At 72.4% G+C, this 13,407-nt stretch carries 13 protein-coding genes and 1 tRNA gene; 6 read left to right on the top strand and 8 right to left on the bottom strand.

The features are described 5' to 3' along the window. Window positions 1–26: 26 nt before the first annotated feature. Window positions 27–1,976, top strand: coding sequence for an acetoacetate--CoA ligase (locus VM324_04575; GenBank protein ID HVL98549.1), 1,950 nt, complete (start codon window positions 27–29; stop codon window positions 1,974–1,976). Here VM324_04575 and VM324_04570 read toward each other — a convergent pair. Then, complete coding sequence (locus tag VM324_04570; protein HVL98548.1) at window positions 1,965–2,954, bottom strand: pirin family protein; 990 nt, start codon at window positions 2,952–2,954, stop codon at window positions 1,965–1,967. The genes VM324_04575 and VM324_04570 overlap by 12 nt on opposite strands. A gap of 199 nt (window positions 2,955–3,153) precedes the next feature. On the opposite strand from VM324_04570, the gene VM324_04565 reads away from it, so the two are divergent. Next, window positions 3,154–3,513, top strand: a complete 360-nt coding sequence (locus VM324_04565) for a hypothetical protein (GenBank protein ID HVL98547.1) — start codon at window positions 3,154–3,156, stop codon at window positions 3,511–3,513. Between the two features lie 8 nt (window positions 3,514–3,521). Here the strand turns inward: VM324_04565 and VM324_04560 are convergent, their stop codons facing one another. Together VM324_04560 and VM324_04555 are read right to left on the bottom strand one after the other, a co-directional pair. Next, entirely contained in the window at window positions 3,522–3,929 is a 408-nt protein-coding gene (locus VM324_04560) for a secondary thiamine-phosphate synthase enzyme YjbQ (GenBank protein ID HVL98546.1), read from the bottom strand. Window positions 3,930–3,981: 52 nt separating this feature from the next. Further along, window positions 3,982–4,611: a NifU family protein gene (locus tag VM324_04555; GenBank protein HVL98545.1), complete on the bottom strand. Its 630-nt coding sequence runs from the start codon at window positions 4,609–4,611 to the stop codon at window positions 3,982–3,984. A 46-nt stretch (window positions 4,612–4,657) separates the two neighbouring features. Here VM324_04555 and VM324_04550 point away from each other — a divergent pair, with 46 nt between their 5' ends. Together VM324_04550 and VM324_04545 are read left to right on the top strand one after the other, a co-directional pair. Continuing rightward, window positions 4,658–5,875 carry an ATP-grasp domain-containing protein gene (locus VM324_04550; GenBank protein HVL98544.1) on the top strand — a complete coding sequence of 406 codons (1,218 nt, stop codon included), beginning with the start codon at window positions 4,658–4,660 and terminating at the stop codon, window positions 5,873–5,875. Window positions 5,876–5,928: 53 nt separating this feature from the next. After that, window positions 5,929–7,263: a CUAEP/CCAEP-tail radical SAM protein gene (locus VM324_04545; protein ID HVL98543.1), complete on the top strand. Its 1,335-nt coding sequence runs from the start codon at window positions 5,929–5,931 to the stop codon at window positions 7,261–7,263. A 56-nt stretch (window positions 7,264–7,319) separates the two neighbouring features. Here the strand turns inward: VM324_04545 and VM324_04540 are convergent, their stop codons facing one another. Further along, the gene (locus VM324_04540) at window positions 7,320–7,685 is read right to left on the bottom strand and encodes a SaoD/DsrE family protein (GenBank protein HVL98542.1); all 366 of its coding nucleotides are present in this window, start codon (window positions 7,683–7,685) and stop codon (window positions 7,320–7,322) included. Between the two features lie 96 nt (window positions 7,686–7,781). Between VM324_04540 and VM324_04535 the strand changes: the two genes are divergently transcribed. Both VM324_04535 and VM324_04530 read left to right on the top strand, forming a co-directional pair. Beyond that, window positions 7,782–9,182 (top strand): AarF/ABC1/UbiB kinase family protein, encoded by a 1,401-nt coding sequence (locus VM324_04535; GenBank protein HVL98541.1) that lies wholly within the window; start codon window positions 7,782–7,784, stop codon window positions 9,180–9,182. A 277-nt stretch (window positions 9,183–9,459) separates the two neighbouring features. Further along, entirely contained in the window at window positions 9,460–10,761 is a 1,302-nt protein-coding gene (locus VM324_04530) for a hypothetical protein (GenBank protein HVL98540.1), read from the top strand. A 114-nt stretch (window positions 10,762–10,875) separates the two neighbouring features. Here the strand turns inward: VM324_04530 and VM324_04525 are convergent. From VM324_04525 to VM324_04510, 4 genes are all read right to left on the bottom strand, one after another. Further along, window positions 10,876–10,947: transfer RNA gene (locus VM324_04525), tRNA-Cys, on the bottom strand. 24 nt (window positions 10,948–10,971) lie between these two features. Further along, complete coding sequence (locus VM324_04520) at window positions 10,972–11,235, bottom strand: hypothetical protein (protein HVL98539.1); 264 nt, start codon at window positions 11,233–11,235, stop codon at window positions 10,972–10,974. A gap of 5 nt (window positions 11,236–11,240) precedes the next feature. Next, complete coding sequence (icd, locus tag VM324_04515) at window positions 11,241–12,470, bottom strand: NADP-dependent isocitrate dehydrogenase (GenBank protein HVL98538.1); 1,230 nt, start codon at window positions 12,468–12,470, stop codon at window positions 11,241–11,243. A gap of 314 nt (window positions 12,471–12,784) precedes the next feature. Beyond that, window positions 12,785–13,045, bottom strand: coding sequence for a hypothetical protein (locus VM324_04510; protein ID HVL98537.1), 261 nt, complete (start codon window positions 13,043–13,045; stop codon window positions 12,785–12,787). Between the last annotated feature and the right edge of the window lie 362 nt (window positions 13,046–13,407).

The following is a 13,407-nucleotide window of genomic DNA, read 5'->3' as shown; positions in this document are numbered from 1 at the left end:
CCCGGGGTGTCCCTACCATCGGTGCCATGAGCGCGATCCTCTGGCGGCCCACGCCCGGCCAGGTCGAGCAGACCCTGCTGCACCGCTTCACGCGGGATGTCCTCGGCCGCGACGCCGGCTACCACGAGCTGTGGCAGTGGTCGGTCGACGAGCCCGAGGCGTTCTGGGGAGCGGTCTGGCGGGACGGGGGCGTGCGCGCCTCACGCGGTTACGACCGCGTCATGGGCGAGGTCCGCATGCCAGGAACCGCCTGGTTCCCCGGGGCTCGCCTGAACTTCGCGGAGAACCTCCTGCGTCGCGCCGACGAGCGCCCTGCCATCCTCGCCGCCGCCGAGGGCCGCGAGGACGAGACGGTGACGTGGGGGCAGCTGCGGCGGCGGGTCGCCGCAGCCCAGCAGGGTCTCGCCGGCCTCGGCGTCGGCCCCGGCGACCGGGTCGCCGGCTTCCTACCGAACGGCGTGGCGACGGTCGTGCTCGCGCTCGCCACCATCTCCCTCGGTGGGATCTGGTCGTCGTGCTCCCCCGACTTCGGCCCGATGGGGGTCGTCGACCGCTTCGGGCAGATCCGCCCGAAGGTCCTCGCCGTCGCGGATGGCTACCGCTACAACGGCCGGCTCCACGAGCTGGCCGGCAAGGTCGGCGGCGTGCTCTCGGCCATCGACGCCGTCGCGCACGTGGTGACGGTGGACTTCGCCGGCGTCGGCATCGACGTCGGGCCGCACCCCGTGACGACGTACGAGCAGCTCCTCGCGGGCGGCGCCACGGAGCCCGCGTTCGTCGCCCTTCCACCCGACCATCCCGTCTACATCCTCTACACGTCGGGAACGACGGGGGCGCCGAAGAGCATCGTGCACGGCGCCGCGGGGACGCTGGTGAAGCATCTCGCGGAGCACCGCCTCGCAAGCGATGTGCGGCCGGGCGACGTCGTGTTCTGGTTCACCACGACCGGCTGGATGATGTGGAACTGGCTGGTGTCCGCGCTGGCCAGCGAGGCCACCATCGTCCTCTACGACGGCGGCCCCGCCCACCCCGACATCGGTGCCCTCTGGCGCCTGGCGGAGCGAGCCGGCGTCACGCACTTCGGCACGAGCCCGAAGTTCGTCGCCGCGAACGAGCGGGCGGGCGCCCGCCCCGCCGACCTCGCGGACCTCTCCCGCCTGCGCATGGTGCTGTCCACGGGCTCGCCGCTGACGCCCGAGCAGTTCGACTGGGTCTACGCCAACGTCCGCGACGACGTCCCGCTCGCCTCGGTGTCCGGCGGGACCGACCTCATCGGCTGCTTCGCCGGCGGGGCGCCGACGCTGCCGGTGCGCCGCGGCGAGCTGCAGGCCCGCAGCCTCGGCATGGCCGTCCAGGCGTGGGACGCCGCGGGCAGGCCGGTGATCGGCGAGAAGGGCGAGCTGGTGTGCACGCGTCCGTTCCCTTCGATGCCGGTCGGGTTCTGGGACGACCCGGACGGCACGCGCTACCACGAGGCGTACTTCGCTGCGCACCCGGGGGTGTGGACGCACGGCGACTTCATCGAGATCCGCCCCGAGGGCGGTGTGGTGATCTACGGGCGCAGCGACACGACGCTGAACCCGGGCGGCGTGCGCATCGGCACAGCGGAGATCTACCGGTCGCTCGCGGCCGTGCCGGAGGTGGCCGACGCGGTGGTCTTCGGCCGCCCGGTCGATGGCGACGTCGAGGTCGTCCTCTGCGTCGTGCCCGCCTCGGGGGTGACGCTCGACGAGGCGCTCACCGACCGCATCCGCGTGGCGATCCGTGAGGCGACGAGCCCCCGTCACGTTCCCGCGCACGTGTTCGCCGTCCCCGACGTCCCCTACACGTTCAGCGGGAAGAAGGTCGAGAAGGCGGTGGCCCGGGTCGTCGCCGGCGAGCGGGTCGACAACCGTGACGCACTCGCGAACCCCGACGCCCTCGACGGCTACGCGAACCTGCCGTTCCCCGACTCCGCCCGGGCGTCAGGAGCCTGAGGGGACGTCGCCGCGCCCGGCGGTGTGGGACGGGGGGATCCTCCCGAAGCGCCCGGCCTGGAAATCCGCGAACGCCTGGAGGACCTCGGCCTTCGTGTTCATCACGAACGGGCCGTAGGCGACGACCGGCTCACGGATGGGGCGGCCACCGAGGATGATGACGTCCATCGCCGGGCTGCGTGACTCCTGCCTCTCGTCCGCGGCGAGCACGATGGTGTCGCCGGGGCCGTAGACCGCGAGCTGGCCCGTGCGCAGTGGCCGACGCTCGGCTCCTGCGGTGCCCTGGCCCGCCAGCGTGTAGACGAGGGCGTTGAAGTCCCGCCGCCACGGCAGCGTGAGCGTCGCCCCCGGGTGCAGGGTGGCGTGGACGACGGCTATGGGGGTGTGGGTGACGCCCGGGCCGTGCTGCCCGGCGACCTCACCGGCGATGACGCGCAGGAGCGCCGCGCCGTCCGCGGACGCGAGCAGACCGACCTTGGTCGCGCGGATGTCCTGGTAGCGGGGAGCGACGAGCTTGCGTTCCGCCGGCAGGTTCACCCACAGCTGGAAGCCGTGGAACAGCCCCCCGCTCATGACGAGCTGCTCCGGTGGGGCCTCGATGTGGAGGATGCCCTCACCGGCGGTCATCCACTGGGTGTCGCCGTCGGCGATGAGCCCCCCACCGCCCTGCGAGTCCTGGTGGGCGATCTGCCCGTCGATGATGTAGGTGACCGTCTCGAACCCGCGGTGGGGGTGCCAGGCGGTGCCCTTCGGCTCGCCAGGCGCGTACTCGACCTCGCCGATCTGGTCCATGTGGATGAACGGGTCGAGGCCGCGCAGGTCGACGCCGGCGAACGCCCGGCGGACCGGGAACCCCTCACCCTCGTAGCCGGTGGGGGCGGTGGTGACCGCGAGAACCCGACGCGGCCGGTCGGCCGCCGGGTCGGTGGGCGGGACCCTCGGGAGGGTCACGAGGTTGTCGACGCTGAGCGCTGGCACGGATGCTCCTCGAAAACGGTGCGTGACTGCGGTTGTCCCGGTCAACAGCGTTGGCCGGGCGAACATTCCGGGTGCGCGGCTATAGAGGCCGGGCCGTCCGGAAGGACGAGTCAAGCCACCGCCGCTTCTCACCGAACCCCATCTCATGAGGGCCCACGCGCGCCCATACGGGGTTCTTGAAGCCAGAGAGGACAGACCCATGCAACCTGACCCATCGATCGACACCCCCCTGTTCATCCCCGACCACCTCCAGGACGTCTACCAGGAGGACGCGGCGTTGCAGGTGCGCACGACGCGGGCCGCCGCGCCCGCGCCTGCCCGCCCCCGCAGCGCACACAGTGCGGTGGCCGTCTCCTCCTCCGCCGCCCGGACGCAGCGCGCCTTCGTCCTCCTCGCGGCCGTTCTCGCGCTCGTCGGGGGCGCCGTGTGCACCGCCTGGTGGGCGTGGCTCGCGCACGACACCGGCTCGACGCTGTGGAACAACTTCGCCGTCGGCGGTGGTGTGGCGGTCGTGCTCGGTGTCGTGACCTGCGTCGGTTACTGGCTGTCGCGCCCGTGACCCCGCGGCTATCCGCCGAGGAACGACAGGCGGACGGTCCGCTCGGCGTTGTCCCTGTTCGGATCGACGAGGACCACTGACTGCCAGGTGCCGAGGGCCAGACGCCCCCCGAGCACCGGCACGGTCATCGAGGACGACACGAGCGCCGGCAGGACGTGGTCCGCGCCGTGACCGGGGCTGCCGTGACGATGCACCCAGACACCGTCGTCACGCGGCAGGAGGCGGTCGACGACCGTCTCGAGGTCGGCCTCCGTCCCCGACCCCGTCTCCATCAGTGCGATCCCGGCGGTCGCGTGGGGTGCGAAGACGTTGCAGAGGCCGTCGCCCCTGCCGGCGAGCCATCCGTCGATCCGGTCGGTGAGGTCCGTGCAGCTGAACGCCCGGCCGGTACGGAGCGAGAACGTCGTCGTGTCCATCGGAGCCTGAAGAGCCCGCCGCTCGAGAGGCCGGCGACCCGGGCACTCGACGCTACTTCTTGGCGGACTCGAAGTAGGGGTTCGTCCCCGCAGCATGGTCGGTGACGTCGACGACCTTCGCGATCTCGGGAACCGCTTCACGCAGCGCGACCTCGATTCCCTGCCCGAGCGTCACCGACGCCATCCCACAGCCCTGGCACCCGCCGGACAGGCGCAGGTAGGCGGTGTCGTCCTCCACGGCCACGAGCTCCGCCCGGCCGCCGTGCGCGGCGATGGACGGGTTGATCTGCTGGTCGAGCACCTGGATGACGCGCTGGGGCACGTCGCCGGACAGGTCCGCCGGCGGGCGGGAGCCGATGGCCGGGCTCGGGCTGTTCGGGTTGTCGACGAAGATGCCGCCGGTCTCGAGGTCGCCCGTGCGGTCGAGGGTCGCCCCCCGCAGCGCGTCGACGCTGCCCTCCGGGATGACCACCGCAAGGTCGTCGTGGTGCTGGACCACGTCACCCGGCGCCGCCCGGTCGAGGAACTGCAGGTACATGTTGTACTGGTACTTGCCGCCCTGGACGCCGGTGACCTCGAGCCAGAGGGCGAGCCTGTCGGCGTTGGCGTCTCGCGAGCGGAACAACAGCGCCTTCTCACGGGCGGCATCGGTCACGGTGAGGACCGGTTCGTGCTCGCTCATTGGGTGCGCTCCTCGGTCGCGGGGATCGCCCTCTACCCTAGCGTGCATGGCTCGGGTCCTGCTCCTGCTGCCGACCGCGACGTACCGGGCGCCCGACTTCCTCGCCGGGGCCGCGGCCCTCGGCGTGGAGGTCGTCGTGGCCTGCGAGCGCCGGCAGGCCCTCGCCGGGCTCATGGGCGAGCGCGCCCTCCGCGTCGACCTGCGCCGGCCGGAGGCGGCCGCCGAGACGATCGTGGCCGCGGCCGAGCGAACGCCGTTCGACGCCGTCGTGGCCGTGGACGACCAGGGCGTGCTCGTCGCCGCGCTGGCCGGCCAGCGGCTCGGCCTTGCGCACAACCCGCCCGCCGCCGTGGCTGCCACCCGCGACAAGGCCGTTCTCCGCCAGGCGCTGGCCCGGGCGGGCGTGCCGCAGCCGGTGTTCCGGGTCGCCTCGCCGGATGACGACGTCGCCGCGCTGGCCCGCGAGGTCGGTCTGCCGTGCGTCGTCAAGCCGGTGTCGCTGTCGGCGAGCCGGGGGGTCCTGCGCGCCGACGACCCCGCCGCGGCAGCCGCAGCGGGCGCGCGCATCCGCGCGATGCTCGCCGCCGACGGCGCGGCCCCGCCCACCCTGCTCGTCGAGGGCTACCTGGCGGGTGGCGAGGTCGCCGTCGAGGGCCTGCTGCGGGACGGGGCGCTCGACGTCCTCGCGGTGTTCGACAAACCCGACCCGATGGAGGGGCCCACGTTCGAAGAGACGCTGCTCGTCACGCCGTCGCGCCTGCCCCAAGGGGTGCAGGCGGCCGTCACCGCAACAGTGGCGGACGCGGCTGCGGCCATCGGCCTGCGCGAGGGCCCCGTCCATGCCGAGCTGCGCGTCACCCCGGAAGGGACCGTGGGGATGCTCGAGCTCGCCGCCCGCTCCATCGGCGGCCTGTGCTCGCGGACGCTGCGGTTCGGCCTGGGGCTGTCGCTCGAGGAGGTGATCCTGCGCCACGCCCTCGGCCTGCCACTCGACGCCCTGGCCGCCGCCTTCGACGCCGCGGGGGTGCTCATGCTCCCGATCCCACGGGCGGGCACCCTCGTCGGGGTGCACGGGCAGGACGCCGCCCGCGCGGTTCCCGGCGTCGCGGGGGTGCAGATGACCGTCAACCCCGGGCGCCCGGTGCGGCCACTGCCCGAGGGCGACCGCTACCTCGGGTTCGTGTTCGCCCGGGGCGAGACCCCCGAGGATGTCGAGCGGGCGCTGCGCGCGGCCGAGGAGCGCCTGGAGGTGGAGATCGCCTAGAGTCGGGCCCGGCGGCCCCAACACCGTCGCGGCGGCGGGTTAGGGTGGCCATGATGCGCGTCCTGCTGATCGCCACCTACGAGATGGGCCATCAACCCGTCCACCTCGCGTCGCCCGCCGCGGCCCTGCGGGCGGCCGGCCACGACGTCGCGTGCCTCGACCTGTCCGTGCAGCCCTGGGACGACGCGACGGTGGCGTCCGCTGACGCGATCGCGTTCAGCGTGCCGATGCACACGGCGATGCGCCTCGCGGTGCGCGCCGCGGAGCGGGTCCGTCGTGCGCGTCCCGCGGTCCCCGTGTGCTTCTACGGCCTCTACGCGCCGGTCGGCCGGAACGTCACCGTCGGCCGGCTGGCCGACCAGCTGCTCGCAGGCGAGTACGAGCCGGCGCTCGTCGCGTGGGCGGGCGGCCTCGCCCGCCAGCCGGTCGTGCACCTCGGCCGGGGACGTGGCGCGTTCCGGCCGCCCGCCCGTGACCTGCTCCCGCCGCTCGAGCACTACGCGCGCCTCGCCGTGGACGGGGAGCGGCGGCTGGTCGGCGCGGTGGAGGCGACGCACGGCTGCAAGCACACCTGCCGGCACTGCCCGGTGCCGACCGTGTACGGGGGGACGTTCCGGGTGGTCGACGAGCAGGTCGTCGCCGCCGACATCGACGGCCTCGTCGCCGCGGGAGCGCGCCACATCACGTTCGCCGACCCCGACTTCCTGAACGGACCGGCGCACGCGCTGAGGATCGTGCGGCGACTCCACACGCGCCATCCCGGGGTGACGTTCGACTGCACGGTGAAGGTCGAGCACGTTCTCGACCGCGCGGAGATCTGGGCGCAGATGGCGGCTGCGGGCTGCCTGTTCGTCGTCTGCGCGGTCGAGCTGCTGAACGACCGCATCCTCGCCCTGCTCGACAAGGGCCACACCGCCGCCGAGGCCGCCGAGGCGGTGCATCTGCTCCGCCGCCACGGCATCGAGCTGCGGCCGTCGTTCCTGCCGTTCACGCCCTGGACGCGGGTCGACGACGTGGGCGACATCGTTGACTTCGTCATCGCCCACGACCTCATCGCCAACGTCGACCCCGTGCAGTACGCGATCCGGCTGCTGGTGCCCGAGGGATCCCTGCTGCTCGACCGTCCGGAGCTCGCGCCGCACCTGGGCCCCTACGACGCCGAGCGTCTCACCTACGCCTGGACGCCGCTGGACCCGGCCACCGACGCGCTCCAGGCCGAGCTCGCGGCGCTCGCCGAGGCGGGGGCGGCTTCCGGCGAGCCCGCCGGCGCGACGTTTCTGAAGGTGCACGCCGCGGTGCGCCGGGCAGCCGGTCAGCCACCTCCCCCCGCGGTGGCCGTCGGCTCGACCGAGGGCAGGCCGCGGCTCACCGAACCCTGGTTCTGCTGAGCGGAGCCGACCGAGGGCCAGTTCGGCCCTCTCGGGTGACATCCCCGCCGACGGCGTTAGAGGGTGATGACGTGGTCGGGGGGGTTGCCGGCGAGCGCTGCGTAGAGATCCGGGAAGCAGCCGACCTGCACGCCCTCGACGGTGCCCGAGACCTTGCAGTCCCCCACCTCGCCCTGCGCGAGGCCCCGCTCGAGCGCGCAGCGGTCGCACATCATGAGCAGCATGCCGGAGTCGGCGGCGACCTTTGCGAGGCGCTCGCCGACCGGGTCGCCCGCGCGAAGCACGTAGTTGTTGTCGTCGAAGAACATCATCCCCACGACGTCGACTCCATGTCTGCCCTCCTCGAGCTGCGGGAGAATCATCTGGCCGAGCTTGTAGCTCGCCGTGTGCCCTGACGTGGAGAAGACGTACGCGACCCGCACAGCGACCTCCTTGATCTGCCTCCCGGGGGCTGCCAGCATAGGGGGTGGGACGCTCCGGGCGTTTCCCGGGGAGTCGGGTCGCGGCACACTGGCAACATGGCCGACGACCCTCCTCGCCGAAGGACCGCCAAGTCCGAGCTCGGCGGGCGCGCCCAGCGGGGGGCGCAGCTGGCCAGGTTGTCGGCCTCGACGAGCGCGGGCTTCCTCGCCTCGCGCGTGCGGGGGCTGCGCGACGGCGACGTCGCCGACCAGCGGTTCCATGCGGAGACCGCCGCGAAGGTCATGGAGCTACTCGGCTCCATGAAGGGTGCGGCGATGAAGGTCGGGCAGATCGCGAGCTTCGTCGACCTCGACCTGCCCGCGGAGGCGCAGGCCACCTACCACGAGGTCCTGTCCGCCCTCCGCGACGCGGCGCCGGCCATGGAACCCGAGCGCATCGCCGAGGTGGTGGCCGACGAGTTCGGCGCGCGACCCGAGGAGGTCTTCGCGCACTGGACGCCGACGCCGCTGGCCAGCGCGAGCATCGGGCAGGTGCACCGGGCGCGCCTGCCCGGCGGTGCGGAGGTGGCCGTCAAGGTGCAGTACCCGGGGGTCGCGGAAGCCGTCGAGGGTGACCTCGCCAACGCCGAGGCCTTCGCGCCCATGGCGAAGATGATCTCGCCGAACCTCCAGATACGCCCTCTCATGGTGGAGATGCGCGACCGGCTGATCGACGAGCTCGACTACCAGCGGGAGGCCGAGTACCAGGCCGCCTTCCATGCCCGCTACGACGGGCATCCCTTCATCCGCGTGCCCGCCGTCCACCCCGACTACTGCAGACCCCGGGTCCTGACCAGCGAGTATGTGGAGGGCATGGACTTCACGACGATGCTCGAGACGGCCGACGAGCCGACCCGCCAGCGCTACGGCGAGATCATCTACCGGTTCGTGTTCGGCTCGCTCAACCGATTCCGGCTGTTCAACGCCGACCCCCATCCGGGCAACTACCTCTTCCCCGGTGACGGCACCGTGGCGTTCCTCGACTTCGGCAGCGTGAAGCTGTTCGGGCGCGAAACCCGGGCGGCCATCCAGGAGCAGCTGCGCGCCGTGCTCGCCGGTGACACCGACCGGCTCGTCGCGGTGCTCGGCGACGCGGGGTTCCTGCCACCCGGGCACCGATTCGACCGCGAGCGGCTGATGGACTGGTTCCGGTTCTTCAACGAGCCGGTCCTGCACGACCGCGAGTGGACCTACACCCCGGAGTTCGCCAGGGAGGTCATCCGGGCGACCACCGACCCGCGCGCCGGCTACGTCGACCTGCTGCGCAAGCTGAACCTGCCACCGGACTACCTGCTGCTCAACCGCATCCAGTGGGGCGTCAACTCCATCCTCGGCCGCCTGCGCGCGACCGCCAACTGGCACCGCATCGCGCTCGAGCTCTGCAACGGCGCAGAACCGGCCACGGCCCTGGGGCGGGAGGAGGCGGCGTTCATCGCGGCTTCGCCCTACGTCGCGTGACCGCCGCGGCGGGGAGGCCATCAGGGCCCCGTCAACCTGTGCGATAGGCCAGGTCACGCACGGTCGCGCGCCATGCGCGCAACCGTTATGCTCCTGCCCCCGACCCTGACCCGCGACGGCGGCATTTGCGCCTAATCGCGTTACCGCCAAGGCTGGGGGTCGTTAAGCGTTACAAGTTCCTCGCGCCGCCTCGCGACTCGGTTGGGAACGGCATCGGCAAGTACCACGACCTGCAAGAGCAGGAGGGCCCGCAAGGTCCTCCGGGGGGTTCGCTGTGATGAGACTACGTGTCGCCGCACTGATGGTCGGTGCGCTCCTGGTGGCTGCCGCGCCGGTTTACGCCCAGGTGCCCGACCCCGGCGGCTTGCTCCCCGGGGTGCCGGGAGCACCCGGCGTTCCCGCTCCGGACGCCCCCGATGACGGCGCCGCGCCGGCCCCGCCGGTGGCCGGTCCGCTCTTCGCCGGTGTGGCCAACGCCATCGGCCTCGAGCTGACGCTGGGCGGCCAGGGACTCACGATCGGGTTCACCGACGCCCGCGTGCAGTCGGGGCCGACCGACGACGGCTGCGCCGCCGGTCAGGTGTCGTGCGCGAGGGCAGCCGGTGAGCTGCTGTTCGGTGAGACCGCCGAGGCGTTCGCACCGGGCAACGAAGGGCCAACCGACGCGACCGCGCTGACGCTGCCCGCCGAGCTGCGCGAACTGCTCGACCTCAACGTCGGCGTCGCGATCGCCCGGGCGACCGCAGCACCGACCGCCAACGCCGACGCCGCCGCCGCGACCGTCGCGGTGAACGCCACGCGCACCCTTTCGGAGACCCTGCCGCTGCAGGACACGCTGCGGACCATCTCGGACTCGATCCTCGGGCCGGTCGGCGAGGGCGACCCGACCGGGACCGTCGGTCCGCGGCTGCGCGAGACGCTTGACTTCATCATCGAGAACCTCGACCAGGTGCCGCTCGCGACCATCGATGTGGGCCCGTCCAGCTCCGAGTCCGTGCACACCGGCGGGGTGACCCGCGCGTTGGCCACGGCCCAGGGCGCGAAGCTCGTCCTCGTCCCGACGCCGGCCCAGGAGCTGCTCAACGTCGGCATCGAGGGCCTAGTGATCGTCGAGGTCGGCACGGCCTCCGCCCAGGTCTCCACCGACGCGGTCAACAGCCAGGCCAGCGCTGACCCCGCCATCGTGCGCGTCAGCGTCCTCGACACGACGACGCTGTCCTACGACGTCATCGAACTGGTCCCCGGCGCCTCGCAGTGCCTCGCCGAGGGCACGCCGCTGCGGATCTGCATCAGCCTGGCCGGCAGCGAGGTCGTCCAGGAGGGCCCGAACGCCGCGGCCGCGGCCCAGGCGGTCCAGATCCGCGCGTTCGCCGACCCGCTGCCCGAGCTGCGGCTGAGCCTCGCCGACGTCGAGGCGGGCGTGAGCGCAGCGGCAGCGGCACCCCCGCAGCCGCCTCCTCCGCCCACCCCCGGGGGGCCGCCGCTGCCGACGACCGGCCTCGCCTTCCTGCTGCCGGGTCTCGCACTGATCGGCGTGGGTGGCGCGAGCTTCGTGGCCGTGCGTCGCCTGCGGATGTGACCCCGAACACGTACTAGGAGAAGGCCGGGCCCGAGGGCCCGGCCTTCTTCGTGTGCGGGATTCGCGAGGCAGCTTCTCGCGCTGCCCGGAGGCACGGGGCGGTGCGGAACGTCGAGGCCGGGGCGGGAATCGAACCCGCGAATGACGGATTTGCAGTCCGTTGCCTTACCACTTGGCTACCCGGCCGTGGCCCGCGATTCTACCCGCTCGTCACCCGAGCGGCGGGAGGGTCGGCGGGCGTGGGGGGCCCGTCCTCGCGACCCTGGGGTTCCGGGCGGAGCGCACGCTGCGGTAGGCGCGACGGAGGGACTCCTCGACGAGGATCGCCCAGCCGATGCCGGCGAGCAGACGGCTGAACGGGGGCAGCTCGCGCGGCGAGAGGGGATCCACCTTGCGGAACCGCCCGGTGCGCGCGATGTGCGGCGCGATGCGGTCCTCGGGGCCGAGGCGCGGTGCGCGGCGCCTCGCCGCCACGCGGGTCAGCCCTGCCCGGAAGCGGCTTGCCGGCCCATCCGTTCGATCATGGCGTCGGCGAACTCGCTCGTCCTGACGAGCGTGGCCCCTTCCATCTGCCGCTCGAAGTCGTAGGTGACGACCCGGTCGGCGATCGCTGCCTCCAGGCCCGTGATGACGAGGTCGGCGGCCTCGTCCCACCCGAGCCGGCGGAACATCATCTCCCCGGAGAGGATCACCGAGCCGGGGTTCACCTTGTCCTGGCCGGCGTACTTCGGCGCGGTGCCGTGGGTGGCCTCGAAGATCGAGTGGCCCGACTCGTAGTTGATGTTGCCGCCCGGCGCGATGCCGATCCCGCCGACCTGCGCCGCGAGGGCGTCAGAGAGGTAGTCGCCGTTCAGGTTCATCGTCGCGATCACGTCGTACTCGTCGGGGCGGGTGAGCACCTGCTGGAGCATCGCGTCGGCGATGACGTCCTGGACGAGCAGCTTGTCCCCCGGCTTGCCGCCCGAGTCCTCCCAGCTCACGGCGACGTCGGCGAACTCCTCGCGCACGAGCTCGTAGCCCCACGAGCGGAAGGCGCCCTCGGTGAACTTCATGATGTTGCCCTTGTGCACTATGGCGACGTTGCGGCGGTTGTGCTCGAGGGCGTAAGTGATCGCGGCCCGGATGAGGCGCTTGGAGCCCGTCTCGCTGATCGGCTTGACGCCGATGCCCGAGTCCGGGCGGATGTCCCAGTCGTAGTGCTCACGGAGGAACTCGATGAGCCGCTTGACCTCGTCGGTGCCGGCCTGCAGCTCCTTGCCCGCGTACACGTCCTCGGTGTTCTCCCGGAAGATCACCATGTCGACCTTCTCCGGGTGCTTCACCGGGCTCGGCACGCCGGTGAACCAGCGCACGGGCCGCAGGCACACGTAGAGGTCGAGGATCTGGCGCAGCGCGACGTTGAGGCTCCTGAAGCCTTCGCCGACGGGCGTGGTCAGGGGCCCCTTGATGCCGACGCGGTACTCGCGGAACGCCTCGACGGTGTCCTCCGGCAGCCAGTCCCCCGTCTCGTCATACGCCTTCTGACCGGCGAGGACCTCCTTCCAGGCGATGCGGCGCTGTCCCTCGTAGGCCTTGTCCACCGCGGCGTCGAACACCCGCACCGAGGCGGCCCAGATGTCGGGGCCGGTCCCGTCACCCTCGATGAAGGGGATGACGGGCTCGTCGGGGACGCTGAGGCCCTGCGGGCCCATCGCGATCTGATCCGCCATGCAGTGGGCTCCTCGTCGCGAACTGGGCTGATGAGCATACCGAGCGGGTCGCCGGCTAACCCGCGCCCGCGGGCGACGGCCGTGCATGGGCGAGGGGGGGCCGCAAGTACTACGGGTGAACGGCGAGGGGCGGGCCCTCCTCGAGCGCTCGACCAAGACCTGGTTGGGCTTCTTCCAGGCAGCCGGGCTCACTCCGGCTGCCCGCCGTCGGCTTGCGGTCAGCGGCCGTGTCCGCGGCGTGGTCGGGCAGCTGCGCGCCCACCCGTGGGTGGGGCGGGGTGGCGTGGTCGCTGGCGGTCGAGGGTGCGCGCCCCTCAGCTGCCGCCGGCGGTGTTCGGCGCCGGGACGGGCCCTTCCTTCTCGGGGTTGATCCCGTCCGGAGTGGGGCCCGGGATGCCCTGCTGGTCCTGGCGGCTGATGAGCTCGTCGATATCGACCCCGAGCTCTCGCAGGGTGTCCTCGTAATCCTTCGTCTCGACAAGGGCCGGCAGGGCCTCTTCGGCACGCCCGCGGCGCTCGTCGTCCGCGCCGTGCTCCTCGAGGTAGGACAGGATGTCGTTGCGCGTGATCCTCATCGGTCATCGACCTCCGCGTTGGGGATGGGAGCGGGTCTCTAGGCCATCCCCCGTCCGTCGACGCTTCACTCCTGTCCGTCGGGTTTCGTCTCCGCCCACGTACTCAGCCGACACCGCGCTACGGCTGGCCCGCCTCTTCGGCACCTCCGAGAAGTCCTGGCTGATTGGCCTGCTGCTCGTCGTCGGGGAAACGCCGAGGGCTTCACAGCGATGTTCGCCCGTGAGCGCGGCCATGACCCGGTGATCCCGCTGTCGGGCTCTGCCCTCTGGCGAGATGTCCCCGGCCCTCACGTCGCTCGTCGAGCCCGCGAGCCAGGAGGAGGGGTACGTCAATTACGACCTTCACGAGAGCGTCGAAGAAC

It is taken from the genome of Egibacteraceae bacterium, assembly GCA_035540635.1.
GTDB lineage: Bacteria > Actinomycetota > Nitriliruptoria > Euzebyales > Egibacteraceae > DATLGH01.
Note: the sequence above shows the minus strand (reverse complement) of the source record. Positions and strands in the feature narration are given on the sequence as shown.

Excerpts from the sequence above, each read along its gene's own strand:
- VM324_04575 (HVL98549.1), top strand. The coding sequence starts at position 27 with ATGAGCGCGATCCTCTGGCGGCCCACGCCCGGCCAGGTCGAGCAGACC.
- VM324_04565 (HVL98547.1), top strand. The coding sequence starts at position 3,154 with ATGCAACCTGACCCATCGATCGACACCCCCCTGTTCATCCCCGACCAC.
- VM324_04560 (HVL98546.1), bottom strand. The coding sequence starts at position 3,929 with ATGGACACGACGACGTTCTCGCTCCGTACCGGCCGGGCGTTCAGCTGC.
- VM324_04555 (HVL98545.1), bottom strand. The coding sequence starts at position 4,611 with ATGAGCGAGCACGAACCGGTCCTCACCGTGACCGATGCCGCCCGTGAG.
- VM324_04550 (HVL98544.1), top strand. The coding sequence starts at position 4,658 with ATGGCTCGGGTCCTGCTCCTGCTGCCGACCGCGACGTACCGGGCGCCC.
- VM324_04545 (HVL98543.1), top strand. The coding sequence starts at position 5,929 with ATGCGCGTCCTGCTGATCGCCACCTACGAGATGGGCCATCAACCCGTC.
- VM324_04535 (HVL98541.1), top strand. The coding sequence starts at position 7,782 with ATGGCCGACGACCCTCCTCGCCGAAGGACCGCCAAGTCCGAGCTCGGC.
- VM324_04530 (HVL98540.1), top strand. The coding sequence starts at position 9,460 with ATGAGACTACGTGTCGCCGCACTGATGGTCGGTGCGCTCCTGGTGGCT.
- icd (HVL98538.1), bottom strand. The coding sequence starts at position 12,470 with ATGGCGGATCAGATCGCGATGGGCCCGCAGGGCCTCAGCGTCCCCGAC.
- VM324_04510 (HVL98537.1), bottom strand. The coding sequence starts at position 13,045 with ATGAGGATCACGCGCAACGACATCCTGTCCTACCTCGAGGAGCACGGC.